The sequence below is a fragment of the Streptomyces sp. WG7 genome, from assembly GCF_049975785.1.
GTDB lineage: Bacteria > Actinomycetota > Actinomycetes > Streptomycetales > Streptomycetaceae > Streptomyces.
Genome location: NZ_JBNGGE010000027.1, coordinates 58222 through 79294 on the forward strand (window position 1 = coordinate 58222; position 21073 = coordinate 79294).

19 protein-coding genes and 6 tRNA genes are annotated in these 21073 nt (G+C 72.7%); 9 read left to right on the forward strand and 16 right to left on the reverse strand.

Going from position 1 to position 21073, the window contains the following annotated elements:
* Positions 1-7 precede the first annotated feature (7 nt).
* From ACP4J0_RS24425 to ACP4J0_RS24445, 5 genes are all read right to left on the reverse strand, one after another.
* Positions 8-901 (reverse strand): carbohydrate ABC transporter permease, encoded by an 894-nt coding sequence (locus tag ACP4J0_RS24425; RefSeq protein ID WP_426600815.1) that lies wholly within the window; start codon positions 899-901, stop codon positions 8-10.
* Positions 898-1899 carry a carbohydrate ABC transporter permease gene (locus ACP4J0_RS24430; RefSeq protein ID WP_426600816.1) on the reverse strand — a complete coding sequence of 334 codons (1002 nt, stop codon included), beginning with the start codon at positions 1897-1899 and terminating at the stop codon, positions 898-900. Before ACP4J0_RS24430 ends, ACP4J0_RS24425 begins: the two co-directional genes overlap by 4 nt.
* A complete protein-coding gene (locus tag ACP4J0_RS24435) occupies positions 1899-3188 on the reverse strand; it encodes an ABC transporter substrate-binding protein (RefSeq protein WP_426600817.1) in 1290 nt (429 codons plus the stop codon). The genes ACP4J0_RS24430 and ACP4J0_RS24435 overlap by 1 nt, the downstream gene beginning before the upstream one ends.
* A gap of 529 nt (positions 3189-3717) precedes the next feature.
* Positions 3718-3789 (reverse strand) — tRNA-Val (locus tag ACP4J0_RS24440).
* Positions 3790-3868: 79 nt separating this feature from the next.
* The gene (locus ACP4J0_RS24445; RefSeq protein WP_426600818.1) at positions 3869-4321 is read right to left on the reverse strand and encodes a TIGR02611 family protein; all 453 of its coding nucleotides are present in this window, start codon (positions 4319-4321) and stop codon (positions 3869-3871) included.
* A 191-nt stretch (positions 4322-4512) separates the two neighbouring features.
* Here ACP4J0_RS24445 and ACP4J0_RS24450 point away from each other — a divergent pair, with 191 nt between their 5' ends.
* Together ACP4J0_RS24450 and ACP4J0_RS24455 are read left to right on the forward strand one after the other, a co-directional pair.
* On the forward strand, positions 4513-4926 hold the full coding sequence (locus tag ACP4J0_RS24450) for an SsgA family sporulation/cell division regulator (protein WP_004002642.1): 414 nt from the start codon (positions 4513-4515) through the stop codon (positions 4924-4926).
* Between the two features lie 415 nt (positions 4927-5341).
* On the forward strand, positions 5342-5902 hold the full coding sequence (locus tag ACP4J0_RS24455) for a CGNR zinc finger domain-containing protein (protein ID WP_426600819.1): 561 nt from the start codon (positions 5342-5344) through the stop codon (positions 5900-5902).
* Positions 5903-5988: 86 nt separating this feature from the next.
* On the opposite strand, the gene ACP4J0_RS24460 is transcribed toward ACP4J0_RS24455, so the two are convergent.
* Both ACP4J0_RS24460 and ACP4J0_RS24465 read right to left on the reverse strand, forming a co-directional pair.
* On the reverse strand, positions 5989-6168 hold the full coding sequence (locus ACP4J0_RS24460) for a hypothetical protein (protein WP_426600820.1): 180 nt from the start codon (positions 6166-6168) through the stop codon (positions 5989-5991).
* A gap of 169 nt (positions 6169-6337) precedes the next feature.
* Positions 6338-6787 carry a hypothetical protein gene (locus ACP4J0_RS24465; RefSeq protein WP_426600821.1) on the reverse strand — a complete coding sequence of 150 codons (450 nt, stop codon included), beginning with the start codon at positions 6785-6787 and terminating at the stop codon, positions 6338-6340.
* A 191-nt stretch (positions 6788-6978) separates the two neighbouring features.
* On the opposite strand from ACP4J0_RS24465, the gene ACP4J0_RS24470 reads away from it, so the two are divergent.
* Complete coding sequence (locus ACP4J0_RS24470; protein WP_426600822.1) at positions 6979-7503, forward strand: DsbA family protein; 525 nt, start codon at positions 6979-6981, stop codon at positions 7501-7503.
* Between the two features lie 25 nt (positions 7504-7528).
* On the opposite strand, the gene ACP4J0_RS24475 is transcribed toward ACP4J0_RS24470, so the two are convergent.
* From ACP4J0_RS24475 to ACP4J0_RS24485, 3 genes are read right to left on the reverse strand one after another with little or no spacing between them, the layout of a single operon-like run.
* Positions 7529-8350: a GNAT family N-acetyltransferase gene (locus tag ACP4J0_RS24475; protein WP_426600823.1), complete on the reverse strand. Its 822-nt coding sequence runs from the start codon at positions 8348-8350 to the stop codon at positions 7529-7531.
* Positions 8351-8400: 50 nt separating this feature from the next.
* Complete coding sequence (locus ACP4J0_RS24480; protein ID WP_426600824.1) at positions 8401-9222, reverse strand: aminotransferase class IV; 822 nt, start codon at positions 9220-9222, stop codon at positions 8401-8403.
* Positions 9219-10271 (reverse strand): chorismate-binding protein, encoded by a 1053-nt coding sequence (locus tag ACP4J0_RS24485; protein WP_426600825.1) that lies wholly within the window; start codon positions 10269-10271, stop codon positions 9219-9221. The genes ACP4J0_RS24480 and ACP4J0_RS24485 overlap by 4 nt, the downstream gene beginning before the upstream one ends.
* Positions 10272-10448: 177 nt before the next feature.
* On the opposite strand from ACP4J0_RS24485, the gene ACP4J0_RS24490 reads away from it, so the two are divergent.
* From ACP4J0_RS24490 to ACP4J0_RS24510, 5 genes are all read left to right on the forward strand, one after another.
* Positions 10449-10521: transfer RNA gene (locus ACP4J0_RS24490), tRNA-Gly, on the forward strand.
* Between the two features lie 38 nt (positions 10522-10559).
* Positions 10560-10633: transfer RNA gene (locus tag ACP4J0_RS24495), tRNA-Cys, on the forward strand.
* 1 nt (position 10634) lies between these two features.
* A tRNA-Val gene (locus ACP4J0_RS24500) sits at positions 10635-10706 on the forward strand.
* Positions 10707-10725: 19 nt separating this feature from the next.
* A tRNA-Val gene (locus ACP4J0_RS24505) sits at positions 10726-10797 on the forward strand.
* Positions 10798-10810: 13 nt separating this feature from the next.
* Positions 10811-10882 (forward strand) — tRNA-Val (locus tag ACP4J0_RS24510).
* Positions 10883-11028: 146 nt separating this feature from the next.
* Here the strand turns inward: ACP4J0_RS24510 and ACP4J0_RS24515 are convergent.
* The 3 genes from ACP4J0_RS24515 to ACP4J0_RS24525 form a co-directional block, all read right to left on the reverse strand.
* Complete coding sequence (locus ACP4J0_RS24515; RefSeq protein ID WP_426518768.1) at positions 11029-11313, reverse strand: zf-TFIIB domain-containing protein; 285 nt, start codon at positions 11311-11313, stop codon at positions 11029-11031.
* A gap of 116 nt (positions 11314-11429) precedes the next feature.
* The gene (locus ACP4J0_RS24520; protein WP_426600826.1) at positions 11430-12389 is read right to left on the reverse strand and encodes a phosphotransferase family protein; all 960 of its coding nucleotides are present in this window, start codon (positions 12387-12389) and stop codon (positions 11430-11432) included.
* Positions 12390-12568: 179 nt separating this feature from the next.
* Positions 12569-12751, reverse strand: coding sequence for a hypothetical protein (locus ACP4J0_RS24525; RefSeq protein ID WP_279565064.1), 183 nt, complete (start codon positions 12749-12751; stop codon positions 12569-12571).
* Positions 12752-13340: 589 nt separating this feature from the next.
* Between ACP4J0_RS24525 and ACP4J0_RS24530 the strand changes: the two genes are divergently transcribed.
* Positions 13341-14798: a protein kinase domain-containing protein gene (locus ACP4J0_RS24530; protein ID WP_426600857.1), complete on the forward strand. Its 1458-nt coding sequence runs from the start codon at positions 13341-13343 to the stop codon at positions 14796-14798.
* A gap of 97 nt (positions 14799-14895) precedes the next feature.
* Here the strand turns inward: ACP4J0_RS24530 and ACP4J0_RS24535 are convergent, their stop codons facing one another.
* The 3 genes from ACP4J0_RS24535 to cobT all read right to left on the reverse strand — a co-directional run bounded on the left by ACP4J0_RS24535 (position 14896) and on the right by cobT (position 21027).
* Positions 14896-15714 carry a TrmH family RNA methyltransferase gene (locus ACP4J0_RS24535; protein WP_426600827.1) on the reverse strand — a complete coding sequence of 273 codons (819 nt, stop codon included), beginning with the start codon at positions 15712-15714 and terminating at the stop codon, positions 14896-14898.
* Position 15715: 1 nt separating this feature from the next.
* On the reverse strand, positions 15716-16948 hold the full coding sequence (gene cobA / locus ACP4J0_RS24540; protein WP_426600828.1) for a uroporphyrinogen-III C-methyltransferase: 1233 nt from the start codon (positions 16946-16948) through the stop codon (positions 15716-15718).
* Positions 16949-17166: 218 nt separating this feature from the next.
* Positions 17167-21027 carry a nicotinate-nucleotide--dimethylbenzimidazole phosphoribosyltransferase gene (cobT, locus tag ACP4J0_RS24545; protein ID WP_426600829.1) on the reverse strand — a complete coding sequence of 1287 codons (3861 nt, stop codon included), beginning with the start codon at positions 21025-21027 and terminating at the stop codon, positions 17167-17169.
* Positions 21028-21073 lie beyond the last annotated feature (46 nt).

Here is a 21073-nt window from a genome sequence, read left to right on the forward strand (position 1 = left end):
GTTCACCTCAGCCCTTCAGACCGGACGTCGCCATGCCGTCGATCAGGTAGCGCTGGAAGGCGAGGAAGAAGGCGAGTACGGGCAGCAGGGCGACGAGCGACATGGCGATCATGCCGCCGTAGTTCGCCAGGCCTTCCTGGTCCACGAACATCTTCAGGCCCAGGGAGACCGTGTACTTACTGGGCTCGTTGAGGTAGATCAGCGGCCCCATGAAGTCGTTCCAGGAGTTGATGAAGGTGAAGATCGCGCTGGTGATCAGCGCCGGCCGGCACAGCGGAAGCACGATCGACCAGTAGATGCGGAAGTGCCCGCAGCCGTCGAGACGGGCCGCCTCGTCGAGTTCCTTGGGCAGGTTGCGCATGAACTGCACCATCAGGAAGACGAAGAACGCCTCCGTGGCCAGGTACTTCCCCAGCAGCAGCGGGGTGTACGTGTTGATCATGTCCAGGTTGCGGAACAGCACGTACTGCGGGATCAGCAGTACGTGGTACGGCAGCAGCAGCGTGCCGATCATCAGCGTGAACAGCAGATTGCGGCCCGTGAACCTGATCTTCGCGAAGGCGTAGGCGGTCAGGGAGCAGGACACCACGATCCCGACCACCGAACCGACGGCGAGGAAGAGCGAGTTGAAGAAGAACGTGGAGATCGAGATGTCCGCGATGCCGTCGGCGAGGCTCGTGTAGTTGGAGACGATCGGATCGGCCGGGAAGAGATCCAGGCTGCCGACGATGTCGCCGCTCTCCTTGAAGGAGCCGCCGATCACCCAGAGCACCGGGTAGAGGATCACCGCGAGGATCGCCAGCGACCCGAGATGCCAGGCGAGCGACCCGGGCAGCTTGCGCCGGAACGCGGCCGCCCTGGTGGACGGGGCCGGTGTGACATCGGTGGCCTGCGCGCTCATCGGCCGCCCTCCTCGTAGTGCACCCAGCGCTTCTGGGACCAGAACAGCACGGCGGTGACCAGGGCGACCGCGACCAGCAGCATCCACGCCATGGCGGAGGCGAGGCCCATCCGGCTGTTCTCGAAGCCCTGGACGTACAGGTAACAGGTGTAGACCATCGTGCCGTCCGCGGGACCGCAGGCGTTGCCTCCGGCGCCGCCGCCGACGATGTAGGCCGAGCTGAAGATCTGGAAGGAGTGGATGGTCTCCAGCAGGACGTTGAAGAAGAGGACCGGGGAGATCATCGGCAGCGTGATGTTCCAGAACTGCCGCAGCCTGCCCGCCCCGTCCACGTCGGCCGCCTCGTACAGCTCGCGCGGCACCTGCTTCAGACCGGCCAGGAAGATGACCATGGGGGCGCCGAACTGCCAGACGGTCAGGGCCACCAGGCTGTAGATGATCAGGTCGGGGTCACCGGTCCAGCCGCCGGCGTCGATCCCGAAGAGTTGCTGCGTACGGTCGACGACCGCGTCGTCCGAGAAGATCGCCTTCCACACGATGGCGATGGACACGCTCGCGCCGATCAGTGACGGCGCGTAGAAGGCGGCCCGGTAGAAGGCCTGTCCGCGCCGCTTCTGCGCCAGCAGCAGCGCGACTCCGAGCGCCGCGATCAGCTTGATCGGCGTGCCGACGGCGACGTACCACAGGGTCACCTCGACCGAGTGGCGCCAGCGCGGGTCGCCGAACATCTCGGAGAAGTTGTCCAGGCCGATCCACGTGGGGGCGTCGAAGAGGTTGTAGTCGGTGAACGCGAAGTAGAGCGAGGCGACCATCGGTCCTGCCGTCAGCAGCAGGAAACCGGCGATCCAGGGGGACATGAAGAGGTAGCCGGCCAGGTTCTCCCGGCGGCCCCGCCGCTTCAGCTCGGCGGGGCGCGGGGACTTCACCGGACCGTGCCGCGGCTCGGAGTCCTTGACCAGGTCCTCCGTCGCAGGGGCGTGTGTCACGGCGCTTCCCATCAGCCGGCGAGAGCCGTCTTCGACTCGGTGAAGAACTGCTTGACTGCGTCGTCGACGGACCGCTCTCCGAGCGCCATCTCCTCGGCGACGCGTAGGAACGCGGCCTCACAGATGTCGGCACCGTTCGGGTGCGGGGTGATGGTCTCCAGGACGCCCGCCTCGACGAGGGACTCCTCGTAGGCGGCGATCGCCTTGTTGACCGGGTCGGTCGGCTGGTACGCGTCGTACTGGGCCTGCGTCGTCGGGACGCCGCGGTCATAGCCCATGATCTTGGCGACCTCGGGGTCGTGGACCATGAAGTCGATGAACTGGGCGACCTCCTTGGGGTGCTGAGTGCGCTTGGAGGCGCTGAGCATCAGGGAGCCCAGGTACTGGCCGGTCTTCTTGCCGTCCGTGGTGGGGATGGGCGCGAGACCGTACTCGCTCTTGCCCTCGGAGGTGTAGCGGACGGTGAAGTTGTCCCAGGTGAATTCGCTGCCCGCGAGCTCCGCGGCGACCGCCGACTTGGGCTTGACCTGGACGACCTTCTTCGGGTCGGCGAACAGCCCGGACTTCAGCCCCTTCTCCGCCTTGGTCCACCACTGGGTCAGGTCCGCCTCGGTGAAGCCGAGTCCGTCCTCGGTGAAGAAGGCCTTGCCGTTCTGGCGCAGGTACAGGTCGTAGAGGTACATGACGCCGTACATGCCGCTGTCCCCGGCCCGGCCGGTCCTGTCACGGATCGCCTTCATCGCCTGGTCGAAGTCGTCCCAGGTCCAGCCCTGTTCGGGCTTGACGCCGGCCCGGGTGTAGACGGGCTTGTCGATGACGATGGCCATCGAGTTCGAACCCACCGGCACCCCGAGGAGCTTGCCGTCGATCTCACCGAACTTCTCCAGGCCCGCCCGGAATCCGTCCATGGACAGGTTTCCGGCCTCGACCTGCTCGCTCAGGTCGAGCAGGACATTCTTCGCGTCGTATTTGCGGAGGAATCCGATGGCATTCTGGAAGACGTCCGGCGGATTCCCCCCGGAGGCCTGAGTGTTGAACTTCTTCCAGAAGTCGGTGTACTGCTGGAAGTCGGTCTTGACCTTGATCTTCGGGTACTTCTTCTCGAAGAGCGCGATGGTCTTGTTGATGCGTTCGGCCCGGTCCTCGGCACCCCACCAGGAGTAACGGATCGTCACCGTTCCGTCCCCCGAGCCGCTGCCGCCGCCGCACGCGGTGGCCGTCGCCCCCAGCCCCGCGACGGCCAGCGAGGCCCCCGCCGCTTTGAGGATCGTCCGCCTCTCCACATTCCCGCCCTGCTGCATATGAGCCTCCCCGCGACGTCGCGTCCGCCTCATGAATCGTTTCAAGTAAGCGCTTGCTGGCACAAGTTACGGAGGGCCCCGGGGCGCGTCAATGATTCGGACAGGAATTCATGGGCGCCGGGCTCGCACGGCGGAGTCCGCGACTCCGGCCTCACCGCCGACAGCGAGGGGAAACGACCAGGTCGGCGGGGCGTGACCGACGGGCCGAACACCGGCCGTGCCGCCGGGGCGGGCGGGACGGAAGGTCACGGTTGGGTGAAGACGGGCGGAAGCGGAACAGCGGCACGCCCGGCCGGGGCGGGCGGCAGAGCCGGCCCGGAACGCCCCGCGCGGACACTCAGGAGCCACCGCGCGGGCACCGCAGGGCTCACCGCGCGGGCACCGCAGAGCTCACCGCGCGGGCATCCAGGACCTGCCGCGCGGGCACCCGGGAGGCGGCCGCCCGGACACGCGTCGCGGCCGCCCGGACACACCCGCACGACAAAGCGGCCCGGCTCACGATGGTGAGCCGGGCCGCCTGATGATCCGGTGGGCGATACTGGGTTCGAACCAGTGACCTCTTCGGTGTGAACGAAGCGCTCTCCCACTGAGCTAATCGCCCGGACGCAGGAAGAACATTACCCCATGTCAGGGGGTGCCCGTGACCAGCGGGGGCCGGGGCGCCGGACCCCCGCCCGGGATCACTGGTCCTCGATCTTCCAGGGCATCTGAAGGCCGAACTTCCACAGGTAGATCCCCGCCAACGCGGCCACGATCACCAGCCCGATCGAGGTCAGGATGATGTTCCGACGCCGCACCTTGGGATCGAGGGCGCGCTGCGCCGCCTCGGTGACCTTGCGCTTGGTCCAGCGCAGGACCAGCTGGGCCCAGACGAACTCGGTCGCCCAGATCGCCATGCCACCGAAGATCACGACCCAGCCCGGTCCGGGCAGCACCAGCATGGCCGCGCCGGCGATGACCACCGCCAGACCGACGATGAAGACGCCGACCTGCCAGCTCAGATGGAGGGCGCGGCGCGCCCTGATGAATTCCGGCGCCCGCGAGCCGAGCACGCGGTCGACCGTGGCCTCGTCCGTCCCCGTACGGTCCTCCGCCACGACTGCTTCGCCGTGTTTGTCACTCCCCGTGTTCATACGGCCAAACACTACCGGAGCGAAACCTGTCACCGGAATGGGCGCACGACCCGAACGACCTCTCGGCCGGAAGAGTTACGTAAACACACGCAAAACACTCAGAGGGGTTTACAACGGCACCGTAGGTGGCATGTCGATTTCGCCGACGTGCGAATCCCCGAGCGCACACTGAGCGAAAGGCCCTGGCGCTTATGAACACCACGGTCAGCTGCGAGCTGCACCTGCGCCTCGTTGTGTCGAGCGAGTCCTCCCTGCCTGTCCCCGCAGGCCTGCGGTACGACACGGCCGACCCCTACGCCGTGCACGCCACCTTCCACACCGGAGCCGAGGAGACCGTCGAGTGGGTGTTCGCCCGCGACCTCCTCGCCGAAGGCCTCCACCGCCCCACCGGTACCGGCGACGTCCGCGTCTGGCCGTCCCGCAGCCACGGCCAGGGCGTCGTGTGCATCGCCCTGAGCTCTCCGGAGGGCGAGGCGCTGCTCGAGGCCCCGGCACGGGCCCTGGAGTCCTTCCTGAAGCGCACAGACGCCGCCGTGCCGCCCGGCACGGAGCACCGGCACTTCGATCTCGATCAGGAGCTCTCGCACATCCTGGCGGAAAGCTAGGGCGAGGCCCCGTGAAGCCGCCCGTCGCCGTCGACTCGGGGTGACGGCACGGGCCCGGACAACCGCATACGGCACGCACCGGCGTCGTCGCCGCGATCCCCGCGGCGGCGGCGCCGGTGCGCGTGCGGGCGGGCGGGCTGAGCCCCGACCGGCCTCCCCACCGCCCCCACGGCCTCCCACGGCCCCTGCCGCCTCCCCGCCGGCTCCCGCCAGCTCCCGCCAGCTCCCGCCAGCTCCCGCCAGCTCCCGCCAGCTCCCGCCAGCTCCCGCCGGGGAACGAAGGCCGGCCAGCCACCGTTGTTACGTGCAGCCGACGGCGGGGACCGGCGTGCGAGCCGGGTTCGCCCGCCGCGGAAGCCACTACCATCGGCCAGCATCGGCGGGCGCCCGCCCGACCCCAGCCAGGGAGCGAAATGTGCTGATCACCCACGATGCCCGGTGCGCCCTCGACACCGTGGTGGATCTGGTGAACACCGTGCCGGAGGACGAATCGGCGCCGGACGGACTGCCGGATGTCGCGGCCCTCCAGGAATTTGTGGGAAAGCACGAAATCAGCGACGTCGGCGTGCTCTCGGAACTCGACCTCTCGGCGGTGCGCAAGATCCGCGGCCGGTTCGCGGCGGTCTTCGCGGCACCCGAGGCGCGGACCGCGGCGGGACTGATCAACGACTTGGTCGCCGCAGCCGGAACCACGCCCCGGCTCACCGACCACGACGGCTACGACTGGCACATCCACTACTTCGCGCCCGGCGCCTCCATCGCCGACCACCTGGCCGCCGACTGCGGAATGGCCCTGGCGTTCTTCGTCGTCGCCGGGGAGCAGGAGCGGCTCCGGCGGTGCGAGGCCCCCGACTGCCGCCGCGCCTTCGTCGACCTCTCCCGGAACCGCTCCCGGCGGTACTGCGACAGCCGCACATGCGGAAACCGCTTGCACGTGGCCGCCTACCGCGCCCGGCGCAAGGAAGCGGCCGGCTGACTCGCCGTTCCCGGTCCGGCACGGACATCCGGTGCTCGATGGCGACGCGTTCCCCGGCGGGTGGCGCCGGGGAACGCGGGTACGGCTCACAGCAACAGCAGGTCGTGCAACGCGGCCATGAGCAGCAGACACCCGATCACCGCAAGGAAGATCATGAGCGGTGGCTGGGAAAGGGCGAAGAGGCAGCCGCGCGGTTCGCTCTGCGTTGGCGCGGTTTCGCTCTGTCTCGTGTCCAGCTGGGCATCCAGCTGAGTGGTGTCCTGCATCTCGCCGCGATCATGACGCAGCGTCCAGGGCCCAAGCGATCAACACGCCCGTTTCGACCGGGGGTTCCCTGAATTCCGTGATGTCCGGTTCATGTTGTGACCGTTCCGGAGCGCGCGATGACGCGCTCGGACCACTATGCCGTGGAGAAGGGCAGCCGACGGCGCGGGGTCAAATACCGTGCTTCTTCAGAATCGCCTCGATGTCGCTGAAGTCGTCCTCGCCGCGGGACGTGTTCGCCGGACGGGACGCGGGCCGGGGCGTCGGCCGGGTCCCGGGGCCGAGGGAGGGTTCCGAGGCCGCCGGGGCGACGGCGTCGCGCCGTGCCGCGGCGCGGGCCTCCTTGCGTTCCTTGCGGGTGCCGCCGCGACGGCGTTCCACGGTGCGCGTGGTCGTGAAGAGGAGCCAGGACACACCCAGCACCGCGAAGCCGGCCCAGGCCACCGGGCTGAAGGCCGTGTCGGCCAGCCACTCGACGACCCCGGTCATCACCAGACCGATCGGCACGAGTGAGTAGGCGGCGATACGGGCCGCGGTGAGGAAACGCCTGCGGTACGCGGTGATCGCCGCGATGCCCAGGCCGGCCGCGGACACCGCGGAGCAGACGGTCTCGGCAATCATCCGGTCCTCCAGGCTGGGCTCGGGTCGGCATGAGTACTTCTGTCCCTTCCATCCTGCACCGTCCGAGCGCCGTGAGGCCATGCTCCGGCCCGAGATCAGGGAGATCTAGGGGTCGGCTCCTCCCCAGGTGCCGGTGACCGCCGCACGCCGGTGGTCGGGGCGCCCTCCCGTGGGCTGGGAGAATGGGGGCCATGAGCGACTCCTCCCCCGCCCGTCCCGCCCCGCCCGTCCTCGACGTCTGGTGCGAGCTGCAGTGCCCGGACTGCCACACCGCCCTGGACGACCTCCGCGCGCTGCGCGCCCGCTACGGCGACCGTCTGGAGCTGCGCCTGCGGCACTTCCCGCTGGAGAAGCACAGGCACTCCTTCGCCGCCGCCCAGGCCGCCGAGGAGGCCGTGGCCCAGGGGCTGGGATGGCCGTACGCGGAGGCCGTGCTGGAGCGGGTCGCGGAGCTGGACCGCAAGGGCGAAGCCCTCCTGGTCGAGGTGGCCCGGGAACTGGGACTGGACGCCGAGGAGTTCGACACGGCGCTGATCGACGGCCGGCACATCCTGATCGTCGACGCCGACCAGGCCGAGGGCAAGGCGATCGGCGTGACCGGCACCCCCACGTACGTGATCGGCGGCGAGCGCCTCGACGGCGGCAAGAGCCAGGAGGGGCTGCGCGAGCGCGTCGAGGAGATCGCGGACCGGCTGCTGGCCGGGCAGCCGGACTGACGGCGGCCGCCTCCGCCCGCCGCCGCTACAACGGTTTGTAGAAGCTGTACCGCGTGGTCCCGTAACCGAGCGACTCGTAGAGCCGTTCGGCCGCGGTGTTGCCCGCGAAGACGTTGAGGCCGATCAGTGGCCGGCCCGCGGCGATCGCCTGGGTCTCGGCCAGCAGCATCAGCGTACGGCCGTGCCCCCGGCCCCGGTGGGCGGCCTCGGCCTCGACGTCGAAGACGTAGGCCCGGTCCTCGCTCAGCGCCAGCCACAGGACGCCGACCCGCGTCCCCTCGTGCTCCAACACGCTGAACAGCATGTTCTCGGTGTCCAGCCCCTGTGGCAGCAGCGTCTCGTGATCGCTGCGTGCCTTGGCGTACGCCTCGGCCTCGGGCACTCCCCGCTCGATCCAGGTCCGGGCGTACTGCTCCGACTCGTAGACACGCCAGGCCTCGAACTCGTCCGGTCGCATGGGCCGTGCGCGGCTGCCCTCGGGCAGGGCGGGCGGGGTGTCGCCGAGCGGCTTGGTCATGCCGCGGGTGCGCAGGACGTAGCCGAGCGCCGAGGCGAGTCGCCGGCCCGCCTCGGCGTCGGGGGCGACGCTCGCCTCGATCTGCCGGCAGCCCCAGCCGCGCGCGATCTCCTCGGCCGCGAGGGCGGCCACCGTGCCCCGGCCGCGCCGGCGGTCCGGTTCGTCGATGCGCAGCTTGTGGATGACGGCCACCGAGCCGCCGAAGGCGCGCGAGGTGCCGAGGTGTATCGCGCCGGCGGGACGGCCGTTCACGCACACCTGGTAGCGGCGTGAACGCGTCCCGTCGGCGGCGCGCTGAAGCGGCTCGGTCGGCCGCAGGGTCGTGGTCATCACGGGTGTTCTACCCGCCGGGGATGCGAAGTGCAGCCGAATATCCGCGGTTACGGATCCAGGTCGTCCCCGGACCGCTCCTCGAAGATCCGCATGGCCTTGGCGGTCACCGGGCCCGGGGCGCCCGGGAGTTCGCGGTCGTCGACGCGGTGCACGGCCTGGACGTCGCGGAGTGTGGAGGTCAGGAAGACCTCGTCGGCGCGGTCCAGGACGTCCAGCGGGAGGTCGGTCTCCCGGGCGCCGGTCCACTCGACGGCCAGGGCGCGGGTGATTCCGGCGAGGCAGCCGGAGGCGACCGGCGGGGTGTGGATCTCGCCGTCGAGGACGACGAAGACGTTCGACCCGGTGCCCTCGCACAGCTGCCCCACCGTGTTGCCGAACAGTGCCTCGGTGGCGCCCCGTTCGCGGGCACGGGCGAGGGCGACGACGTTCTCGGCGTAGGAGGTGGTCTTCAGGCCGGTGAGGGCGCCGCGCTCGTTGCGGGTCCAGGGCACCGTGACGACGGCCGTGGAGTCGGGGCGGCGGCCGCTCTCACCGAGGGCGACGACGAGGGTCGGGCCGTGCTCGCCGCGGTCGGAGCCCAGCGGGCCGTGGCCGCCGGTGTAGGTGATGCGCAGCCTGCCCAGGGGCATGGGGTTGGCCTCGAGGACGGCGGCGCAGGCGCGGCGCACCTCGTCGAGGTCGGGGTCGGGCAGACCCAGGCCACGGGCCGAGCGGGTCAGCCGGTCGAGGTGCCGGGTCAGCGCGAACGGCCTGCCGTCCACCGCCTTCACCGTCTCGAAGATGCCGTCGCCCACGGTCAGCCCGTGGTCGAGGACGGAGACGCGGGCGGACTCGAGGTCCTGCAGCCCGCCGTCGAGCCAGATCTTCACGTCAGTAGCGCCTCTCCGCTTCCGTTCGCCTCGTACGCGCCCGACGCTACCGCGAGCAGCCGGGACGCCTTGAGTTCGGTCTCCCGCCACTCCCCCTCGGGGTCGGACCCCCAGGTGATGCCGGCGCCGGTGCCGAAGCGCAGCAGCCCCGCGGCGCGGTCGATCCAGAAGGTGCGGATGCCGACGGCCAGCTCCCCGGTTCCCCGGTCGGCGTCGACCCAGCCGATTCCCCCGCAGTACGGGCCCCGGGGCGCGGTCTCCAGCGCGTCGATGATCCGCAGGGCGCTCGACTTGGGTGCGCCGGTGACGGATCCCGGTGGGAAGGCCGCGTCGAGCAGCTCCGGCCAGCCGACGTCCGCGCGCAGCTCGCCGCGCACGGCCGACACCAGGTGCACGAGACCCGGGTGCTTCTCGACGGCGCACAGGTCGGGCACGGTCACGGTCCCCGTGGCGCAGACCCGCCCGATGTCGTTGCGGACCAGGTCCACGATCATCACGTTCTCGGCGTAGTCCTTCTCCAGCAGGTCCGCCTCGGTCCGCCCGGTGCCCTTGATCGGCCCGGACTCGACGGTCCGGCCGTCCCGGCGCAGGAACAGCTCGGGCGACGCGGTGGCGATCTCGACGCCGTGCCCGGGCAGCCGGATCGTTCCGGCGTACGGCGCCGGGTTGCCGCGGGCCAGCAGGGCGGTGAGGGCGTCCACGTCGGCGCCGGCGGCGACGGGCGCCGAGAGCACCCGGCAGAGGTTGGCCTGATAGACCTCGCCGGCGGCTATGTGCTCGCGGATGCGCCGTACGGCCGCCGTGTACGCGGCGCGGTCGAGGGAGGTCGTCCAGTCACCGGCGGCCGGTCCCCGCCACCCGCCCGGGACCGGTGCCGGTACCGGCTCCGTCCGCACCTCCGCGAAGCGTGCGCAGGTCAGGCGGGACTCGAAGTCCGCGCAGACGGCCCAGAAACCCCTCGAGTCGAGGGCGGCGGGGTCGCTCGTGACGTCGAGGAGGCCGGTGGCGAGCCGGTCGCCGAAGCGGGCGAGGGGAGGGAGGTCGAGCACGTGGTCGAGTCTAGGCCGGTGACTCCCAGGTGGCCCGAACGTGTCCTTCCGGGTGCCCTGACCAGGTCCGCGAGCGGAGGCACCGCAGCACGCTGCACAAACGCGTTTTTGTGCTGGCCCCGGAATCCGCTAGAGTTCATGACGTCGCCGGGACGCGGAAGCGGACCGAACCGACAGGCGGACGTAGCTCAGTTGGTAGAGCGCAACCTTGCCAAGGTTGAGGTCGCGAGTTCGAACCTCGTCGTCCGCTCGCAGGAACAGGGGGCCTCCCGGGCCTTCTGCACTCCTGGTGGAGTGGCCGAGAGGCGAGGCAACGGCCTGCAAAGCCGTCTACACGGGTTCAAATCCCGTCTCCACCTCCAAGGACGATTAGCTCAGCGGGAGAGCGCTTCCCTGACACGGAAGAGGTCACTGGTTCAATCCCAGTATCGTCCACTGATCCGCAAGGATCCCCGCGCGATTAGCTCAGCGGGAGAGCGCTTCCCTGACACGGAAGAGGTCACTGGTTCAATCCCAGTATCGCGCACGCAGCACTCCCAGGACGATTAGCTCAGCGGGAGAGCGCTTCCCTGACACGGAAGAGGTCACTGGTTCAATCCCAGTATCGTCCACATCCAGCGAAGCCCCCGGCCGTCTCGTACGGTCGGGGGCTTCGTCGTGCCGTGCTCGGGTCGTACCCGGGCTGAGCCGGCGATCCGGATCAGCCCGGATCAGCCTGTACCAGCCCGGCTCAGCCGGATCAGTCGGGTCTGCCGGCTCAGCTGGAGAAGAGCATGCGGCCGAAGCCCTTCTGACGGTGGTGACCGTGGTGGCCGTGGCCGGCGTGCGGGGCGCCCCAGGCGGGAGCCGGAGCGGCCGGGTAGGCCTGCGGGGCGGCGGGAGGGGGCGGCGGAGCGGGCTGGGACCACTGGGCCTCCAGGCGGGTCAGCGACTCCAGCTCGCCGTAGTCGAGAAAGATCCCGCGGCAGCCACTGCACTGCTCGATCTGAACGCCGTTGCGGTTGTAGGTGTGCATCGGTGCGTGGCACTTGGGGCACTGCATGCTCGGCTCAACTCCTCGCCGGTCGGTCCTGCTTCGCGTGTCGCCAGGACAGACTCTGCCCGGCTGCGGGTCGGTTGCACCCTACGTCGCGGAACTTCGACTCGACCGCGCGGGGCTCAGGGGCGGACGGAAGCCATCCGCGCGCACGCGTCGACCAGTGACTGTTCCACCTCGTCCAGGCCGCGGCCCGCCGCGACCGCCTTGGTGACGGCCCGGGCGGCGGTCTGCGCGGTGAGGGCGCGGGCCGGGACGTCCAGTGCGGTCCAGGGGTCCGCGTCGGGCGGCACGGCCGGGCCGCCGGCCGTGCGGTAGGCGGTCAGGAAGCGGTGCCACTCGTCGGGCGCGAGCAGCCCGCAGGCGTACCAGGCCGCCGGGCGGGCCAGATCCCAGGCCGGAACGCCGGTGCCGAGGTCGTCGACGTCGATCAGCAGCCAGGGGCCTTCGGGCGCGGGGTGGCGTATGAGCTGGCCGAGGTGGAGGTCGCCGTGGCAGAGGGTGGTGGTGTCCGGCATGGCGGACTCGCCCCGGGCCCAGTCGGGGAGAGCGGCCCAGGCGTGCAGTACGGGAGCGGTGGCGGGGTGGCGCGGGGCGACGGCCCGGAGGCGGGCGACGGCATCGGCCGCCTTCGCGGGGCCCCGCATGGGAGGTACGGCGGCGGGGGCCGGCGTCCGGTGGAGGCGGGCGAGCAGGGTGGCCGCGGCCTCCCAGGGCGCCGCGTCCGGGTCCTCCGGGTCCACGGGGGTGCCGTACGGCCAATAGGTGACGAGCCGCCCGTGCAGGGTGACGGGCGTCGGGCCGAGCGGGGGCAGCAGGATGCCGGGGAGCCGGGCGGCGACGGTGACACGGAGGGCCAGCTCCGCGGGGTCGGCGTCCACCGCATGGGCCTTGGCCACGGTGCCGGCGTGCCGGACGACGGTGGCGTCGGGGCGGTCGGCGAGGGTGGCGTCGGCGAGGGCCGCGTCGGGCGGAGCCGGGTCCGAGAGGGTGGTCGCACCGCAGGGGCAGGCCGGGGTACGGGCGTGGGCCGCCGCCCTGACGCGGGCGGCGAGAGCGGGCAGGAGGGCGTCCGTGGTCACCGGGTGAGAGTACGCAGGGGTCCGCCCGCCCCTCCGCCGTCGGCCTCGGCGGCAAAAGCAATGCCGGCGCAGCTCCCCAGCTGCGCCGGCATTTTGCCGTCCGCCGCACCCCCGTCCCCACGGGGTTTCATGGATGGATGTCCCCGCCCGGACCGCTCTTCCGGGCCTGGGGTCGCCGCTCAGCGCCCCAGCATCACACCCACGGACGACGCCTGTGTGGCCACCGTCTCCCACCCGTCGAAGACGAGGAGGAGCAGGGCCGCCAGGGGCAGGGCCATGAGCGTCGCCACCAAGGGGTGACGGCGTCCCTGACGGCGGCTTTCCCGTGTGCGGACCAGCGTCCGCGGTACCGTCTGGGCCATGGTCCCTCTCCTGACCGATTCCGTTGTCTTGGGCAGCGGCGGGCGTCCGACCTCGGGGGACGAGTGCTGCACCCGCCGCTTGACCTCAAATCTAGGCGTCCGGCGATCGCCCGACGTCATGCCCTCGTACCGAATGCCGGGCCTCCCGGAGGATGAGCCATGACCTGCGGTGTACTCCCCTGGGTGGAGACCGGGGCCCGGGTCTCGGGGTCTTCCCGGAGAGGGCGCCCGCCGTGCCCCGGTATCTCCGCGCCGTCCGGTGACATCGCTCACTTCCGCCGACTCCCCGCGCGCCCCCGCCCCCGCCCGGCGCGGGGCCGCGCCCGCCACCACGCCGCGGGTGCGGGGCGTCTCCACGGCGTCTTCGACCGTGTCCTCTTGGACGTCCCCTCCTGGTCCAATGCCCGTCCCACGGAGGCCGATTGGACGCCCCGACGGGTCGGGGCCGGCCCGCTCCCCCGTTCCCCGGCCGCATCTCAACTCTCCCGTCCCGCACTGACAATCCGTCGCTCCGAGAGGGCGCGGCCTCTGCGCGCGGACGGCCGTGGAAACGTAAGCTGTGGCACGTCACAGGGACCGGGCAGCGGGGATGAACATGGCGATGATGCGCCTGAGGCGCGAGGACCCGCGCGTCGTCGGCTCGTTCAGGCTTCACAGGCGGCTCGGCGCGGGTGGAATGGGCGTGGTCTACCTGGGCTCCGACAAGAAGGGGCAGCGGGTCGCGCTGAAGGTCATCCGGCCTGATCTGGCCGAGGACCAGGAGTTCCGCTCACGGTTCGCCCGCGAGGTCTCGGCCGCCCGGCGCATCCGCGGTGGCTGCACCGCGCGGCTGGTCGCCGCGGATCTGGACGCGGAGCGTCCCTGGTTCGCCACGCAGTACGTGCCCGGCCCCTCCCTGCACGACAAGGTCGTCGACGGGGGGCCGCTCGGCGCGGCGGACGTCGCCGCCGTGGGCGCCGCCCTGTCCGAGGGACTGGTCGCGGTGCACGAGGCCGGTGTGGTGCACCGGGACCTCAAACCGTCCAACATCCTGCTGTCCCCGAAGGGACCGCGGATCATCGACTTCGGCATCGCCTGGGCGACGGGCGCCTCGACACTCACACACGTCGGCACCGCGGTCGGCTCCCCCGGCTTCCTCGCGCCGGAGCAGGTGCGCGGGGCGGCGGTCACGCCGGCCACGGACGTGTTCTCGCTCGGCGCCACACTGGCGTACGCGTCGATGGGCGACTCGCCCTTCGGTCACGGCAGTTCCGAGGTGATGCTCTACCGCGTGGTGCACGAGGAGGCCCATCTGCAGGGTGTCCCCGACGCCATCGCCCCGCTGGTGCGGGCGTGCCTGGCCAAGGACCCCGAGGAGCGCCCCAGCACCCTGCAACTGTCGCTGCGGCTCAAGGAGATCGCCACCCGGGAAGCCCAGGGCCTGGCCGACGTGCGGCCGCCCGCGCCGCGCAGCTCGGAGGCCGACCGGCCCACGGGGCGGCTCGCCGACACCTATCCGGAGCGTGGTCAGCGGCGTCCGCAGGGCCGGCCGGGCGCACCGGGCACGCCCGCACCGCGGAACACGTCCGGGGCGGGCCGGGGGCCGGGGTCCGCGCGCGGTGGCGACCCGTCACGCGGTGGCGCCCCCTCGCGTGGTGGCACGCCGTCGCGCAACGGGTCCGCCGCCCGGGGCACGGGCGCCTCGCGCGGCGGCGGAGCGGGCGCACGGTCCGGGTCACGGCCCACGCCCGCCTCCCGCAACAACACCGGCCGGAACACCTCCCGCAACGACAGCGGCGGCCGGCCCGCGCCGCGCGGCGGAGCCGGCCGTACGGCGCCGAGGACCACCGGGACCGGATGGCGGCGGCCCGCCAACCCGCGGCTGCTGCGGCAGCGCCTGTTCGTGTTCGTGGTCGTGACACTGCTGGTCGCGCTGGGCATCGCCGCCGCACAGGGCTGCCAGGGGCCGTCGCAGGGGCTCGGCGACGACCGGAACGGCGTTCGGACGCAGCAGGTACAGGTGGACGTACGGGGTGACGCTCCCGGACGGCAGGCTCCCGGGCTGTAGGACCTTGGGCTGTAGGGCCTTGGGGAACGCCGGGGGGGGAAGCCGCAGCGGCCGAGCGCGTTGCGGCTCCTGTGCTCGGGCGGTCGGCGGCGGCCTTCTAGGCCGAGGGCCGGCCCGTCGCCACCGCGTAGAAGGCGACCGCTGCCGCCGCGCCCACGTTGAGGGAGTCGACGCCGTGGGACATCGGGATGCGGACCCACGTGTCGGACGCCGCCAGGGCCCGCCGGGACAGGCCGTCGCCCTCGGCGCCCAGCATGAGGGCCACCCGGTCCATCCGGTGCGGGGCGACCTCGTCGAGAGGCTCGGCCCGTTCGTCGGGGGTGAGGGCGAGGAGCGTGAAGCCCGCCTCACGGACCGTCTCCAGACCGGCCGGCCAGGTGTCCAGGCGGGCGTACGGTACGGAGAAGACGGCGCCCATCGACACCTTCACGCTGCGCCGGTACAGGGGGTCCGCACAGTCCGGGGAGAGCAGGACCGCGTCCATGCCGAGGGCAGCGGCGGAGCGGAAGACGGCGCCGATGTTGGTGTGGTCGTTGACCGACTCCATGACGACGACCCGGCGGGCGGTGGGCAGCAGGCCGGCCACCGCGGGCAGCGGCTTGCGCTGCATGGAGGCGAGCGCGCCGCGGTGCACGTGGTAGCCGGTGACCCGTTCGGCGAGCGCCGGGTCGACGACGTACACCGGGGCGGGCGCCTCGTCGATGATGTCGCGCATGGTGTCGACCCACTTGGCGGAGAGCAGCATCGACCGCATCGCGTAGCCGGCCTCGCCGGCCCGCCGGATGACCTTCTCGCCCTCGGCGATGAACAGGCCCTCGGCGGGTTCGCGCCGGCGGCGCAGTTCGACGTCGGTCAGGCCGGTGTAGTCGTGCAGGCGCGGGTCGTCGGGGTCGTCGATCGTGATCAGATCGGTCATGTCACGCCGTCCCGTGCGGGCCGACGCCGACGACCTCGCCGACGACGATGACGGCGGGCGGCCTGACCTCCTGCGCGACGACCGTCTCGGCGACCGTGGCGAGGGTGGCGTCCACGCGGCGCTGGGCGGCCGTCGTGCCCTCCTGGACGAGGGCGACCGGGGTCTCGGGGGACTTGCCGTGCGCGACGAGGGTTTCGGCGATCCTGCCGATCTTGTCGACGCCCATGAGGATCACGAGCGTGCCGGTGAGTTTGGCGAGGGACGGCCAGTCGACCAGGGAGCGCTCGTCGTCGGGGGCGACGTGCCCGCTGACCACGGTGAACTCGTGGGCGACGCCCCGGTGGGTGACCGGGATGCCGGCCGCGCCCGGGACCGAGACGGAGCTGGAGATGCCGGGGACGACGGTGCACGGGATGCCTGCCTCGGCCAGTGCCTGCGCCTCCTCCATGCCCCGGCCGAAGACGAACGGGTCGCCGCCCTTCAGCCGTACGACCGCCTTGCCCTGCTTGGCGTGCTCGATCAGCGCGTTGTTGATGGCCTCCTGGGCCATGAAACGGCCGTACGGGATCTTCGCCGCGTCGATGACCTCGACGTGCGGCGGCAGCTCGGCGAGCAGGTCGCGAGGGCCGAGCCGGTCGGCGATGACGACGTCGGCCCCGGCGAGCAGGCGGCGGCCCCGGACGGTGATCAGGTCCGGGTCACCGGGGCCGCCGCCGACCAGGGCGACTCCGGCGGTGCGCGTGCGGTGGTGCGGGGCGACGAGGGTGCCGTCGCGCAGGCCCTCCACCACCGCGTCGCGGATGGCGGCGGTGTGGCGGGGATCCCGGCCGCGCGCGTTCGTGGTGAGCACGGCGACGGTGACGCCCTCGCTGTGGCCGGTCGCCGGGGTCCAGGCCGTGGCCCGGTCCGCGTCGTCGGACCGGACGCACCACACGCGGTGGCGCTCGGCCTCGGCGGACGCGGCGGCGTTGGCCTCGGTGTCGCTGGTGGCGATCAGGGCGTACCAGGCGTCCGCGAGGTCGCCTTCCGCGTAGGCGCGACGCTCCCAGGCGATCTCGCCCGCGTCCGCCATGGCCTCGACCGACGGGGTCGCCTCGGGCGAGACGAGGCGGATGTCGGCTCCCGCGGCGATGAGGGCGGGCAGGCGGCGCTGGGCGACCTGACCGCCGCCGAGGACGACCACGCGACGGCCGGTGAGGCGGAGGCCTACGGGGTAGGCGGGGTGTTCGGCCATGAGGGAGGGCTCCTCGTCCTGGCGGTGCGGTGGGCGCTGCGGCTCTGGAGCGGCCCTGACGTGCGGATTCTATGAGACGTGTGGATGCGCGGGTATCCGTGAGGCGCGCGGACGCACAGTGGCCCGGGGACCCGCGGTGCGCGGTGGGGCGGTTCGCCGTACAGCGGGGGCGGGGCGGCGCCGGTTCTGCGCCGTGCCGCCCCTCCCCCGCCGCGGGGCTACTTCTCGGTGACGCCCGCCGAGTCGAACGTCGCGACCTCGTGCATCGCCCGCGCGGTGCTCTGCACCATCGGCAGGGCGAGCAGCGCCCCGGTGCCCTCGCCGAGGCGGAGGTCCAGGTCGACCAGCGGGCGCAGGCCGAGCTTGTTGAGGGCTGCGACGTGGCCGGGCTCGGCGCTGCGGTGGCCGGCGATGCAGGCCGCGAGGACCTCGGGGGCGATGGCGCGGGCCACCAGGGCGGCGGCGCCGGCGCTGACGCCGTCCAGGATCACCGGCGTGCGCAGGGAGGCGCCGCCGAGCAGCAGGCCGACCATGGCCGCGTGTTCGAAACCGCCGACCGCGGCGAGGACGCCGATCGGGTCGGCCGGGTCGGGCTGGTGCAGCTCGATCGCCCGGCGTACGACCTCGGTCTTGCGGACCAGGGTCTCGTCGTTGATGCCGGTGCCCCGGCCGGTGACCTCGGCCGGGTCCGCGCCGGTGAAGACGGAGATGAGCGCGGCGGACGCGGTGGTGTTGGCGATGCCCATCTCGCCGGTGAGCAGCGCCTTGTTGCCGGCCGCGACCAGGTCGCGGGCGGTCTCGATGCCGACCTCGATGGCCTGCTTGGCCTCCTCGCGGGTCATCGCGGGGCCGGCGGTCATGTCGGACGTGCCCGCGCGGACCTTGCGGGGCAGCAGGCCCGGCGTGGCGGGCAGGTCGGTGGCGACCCCGACGTCCACGACGCACACCTCGGCGCCGACCTGGGTGGCGAAGGCGTTGCAGACCGCTCCCCCGCCCAGGAAGTTGGCCACCATCTGGGCGGTGACCTCCTGCGGCCAGGGGGTGACGCCCTGGGCGTGCACCCCGTGGTCACCGGCGAAGACCGCGACGGCCGCGGGCTCCGGGATCGGCGGCGGGCACTGGCGGGACAGGCCGGAGAGCTGGGCGGAGATGATCTCCAGCATGCCGAGCGCGCCGGCCGGCTTGGTCATGCGCTTCTGCCGCTCCCAGGCCTCACCGAGCGCCTTGGCGTCGAGCGGGCGGATCTGTGCGACGGTCTCGGCAAGCAGGTCGTGGGGGTCCTCTCCGGGCAGGGCGCGTCGGCCGTACGTCTCTTCGTGCACGACCCACGACAGCGGGCGTCGCTTCGACCAGCCCGCCTGCATCAGCTCGGGCTCGTCCGGGAACTCGTCGACGTAGCCCACGCACAGGTACGCGACGACGTCCAGGTGCTCGGGCAGGCCGAGGGCGCGGACCATCTCGCGCTCGTCGAAGAAGCTGACCCAGCCGACGCCGAGGCCCTCGGCGCGGGCGGCGAGCCAGAGGTTCTCGACGGCGAGCGCGGAGGAGTACGGCGCCATCTGCGGCTGCGTGTGCCGGCCGAGGGTGTGCCGGCCGCCGCGGGTCTGGTCGGCGGTGACGACGATGTTGACCGGGGTGTCGAGGATGGCCTCGATCTTCAGTTCCTTGAACTGCTTGGCCCGGCCCTTGGGGAGGGACTTCGCGTACGCCTCCCGCTGACGCGTCGCCAGTTCGTGCATGGTGCGGCGCGTCTCGGCGGAGCGGATGACGACGAAGTCCCAGGGCTGCGAGTGGCCGACGGAGGGCGCGGTGTGGGCGGCCTCCAGGACGCGGAGCAGCACCTCGTGGGGGATGGGGTCGCTGCGGAAGCCGTTGCGGATGTCACGGCGTTCGCGCATGACCTTCAGGACGGCCGCCCGTTCGGCGTCGTCGTAGGCGGGTGCCGCCGGGCCGGCGGACCTCCGTGCTTCCGCTACCGCGGCCGTGCTCATGTCGTGCGGGACTTCCTGGTTCTCGCCGGTTTCCTGGTGCGCCTGGCCGGCCTGCGCCGCCTCGGCCGCGAGGTCTTCCTGGTCGGCGGCGGCGTGGGTGTCCAGGTCGTCGGCGGTCTGGAGGAGTTCCGGGTCGGCTTCGCGCGGGGCGGGGACCGTGGCGACGGGGCCCGGCGCCTGCGCGGCCGCCTGGGCTCGCGGAGGGTGGACGAGGGCTTCGGCCTGTGTCGGGGCGAGGCGCGGGGTGGTGGGTACCTGACCGCCGTCGACCGGTACGAACCGGCCTGCGGAGTCGTCGGGGTGCTGCCCCACGGGCCGGTCGGGGCGGACCGCCTCCGGCCGGCCGGTGCCCGCGGGCGCCGCGTCGGTTTCCGCGGGCACGGGCGCACTGTGGTGCGGGTCCGCTTCCTGGGGTACACCGGCGTTCATCAGGGACTGGGGGCCCTGAGCGTGCTGCGGGACGGGCGGGTGGGCGGCGGGCGGGACGTCCGGCTGGTCCTGGGCTGCGGACGGGACGCCCGGCTGATCCTGGGCTGCGGGCTCGGCGTCCGGGTGCGGTGCGGTGACGTCCTGCGGGGCCGAGGGGACGTCCGGCTGCGGGGCGGCGGCATCCTGCGGGGCCGACTGGACGTCCGGCTGCGGCACGGCGGCATCCTGCGGGGCCGACTGGACGTCCGGCTGCGGCACGGCGGCATCCTGCGGCGCGGACTGCGGGACGGCTGCCTCCTGCGGGGCCGACGACTGCGCGTCCGGCCGCGGCTGCACGGCCTCCGCCGGGGCGGGCTGTGCCTCCGGCCCGGGCTGCACGGCCGCATCCCCTGCCGGTGCCGGCTGCTCGGTGGCGGCCGGTACCTCCGGGGAGGGCTCGGGTTCCGCGGGCTCCGGGGCGGCCACGTCGGGTGCCTGGACGTCCGGGGCTACGGCTGCGTCGGCGGGCGGGGCTTCCTGCGGCTCGGGAGCCTCGGCCGGCTCCACCGCCTGGACGGGCTCGGGTCCGGGTGCCTCGGTGGCCTCCTCGGCCGCCGCCGGGGCTTCCTCCGGCACCGGCTGCTCTGCGGCCTCCTGGGCGGGTGGGGCAGCCTGGACGGACTCGGTCGCGGGCTCCGGCGTGCCCGCTCCGGGGGCCGGAACGGGTTCCTCCGCCGGGGCGGGCCCGGCGGCCTGCTCCGCTTCGGCCGCGGGGGCGGGCGGCGCGACGGAGGCCGGTGCGGGCCCCTCGCCCGCCACCGCCTCGGCCACGGCCACGGGCTCGTGCGCCTCGTCACTGGCGGTCGGTGACTTCGGGCCGTACGTCACGTCGTTGGCCGGCACGGCATCGGAGCCGTCGCCGCCGCCGTCGGCCACGGTCTCGGGCTGTGCCTCGGCAAGGGCAGGTGCGTCCCCGGCCCGGGCCTCGGCCTCGCCGGCCGCCCCGCCCGTCGCCGCCACGGCCTCGGTCGCCACGCGGGTCACGAGCGCCTGGGCCGCGCCCACCGGCTCGGGCACCTGTACCGACGCCGGTTCCGGTACCGGAGCAACCGTTTCCGCATGCACGGCCCCGGCGTTCACCGGAGCCTCCGCGGCCTGCGGAGCGGCCTGCGGAGCGGCCTGCGCGCCCCACGGAGCCGCCCCCTGCGGCGGCATCGCGGCGGCCTGTGGGGCGTCGAGGTACTCGGGACCGGCGGTCTGCGGCCCGGCATGCCGGACCGGCGCGTCGGCCGGGCCGCGGTCGGCGAGGGAGCGGACCGGGCTCGCGGAGGTGTCGGGGATCGGCGGGCCGAGGTGCAGGGGCCTGCGCGGCGGAACCGGGGCGGACGCCGGCGCCGGGTCGGGCAGGCGGACACCGCCGAGGTCGACCGAACCGCTGTCGCGGCCGGACATCTCGTGCGGGCCCGGCTGGTGCACGGTCTCGACGACCGGCTCCGGCGCGGGTGGCGCGACCTCGTTGCCCCAGGCACTCTGGGCTCCCGGCAGCAACAACAGGTCCTCGTCCTCGGCGGTGGTCTCGGAGAGGTAGGTGTACGCGCCGGGTGCGGGGACGCCCGGCTGCTCCACCATGCCTGCGTTCTCCGGCAGCCCCTCGCCCGGGATCTGGCCGGTGTCGGTCATGCGTAACCCCTCGCCCATCGGTTAGTGCTTCTACGACCAGCTACAC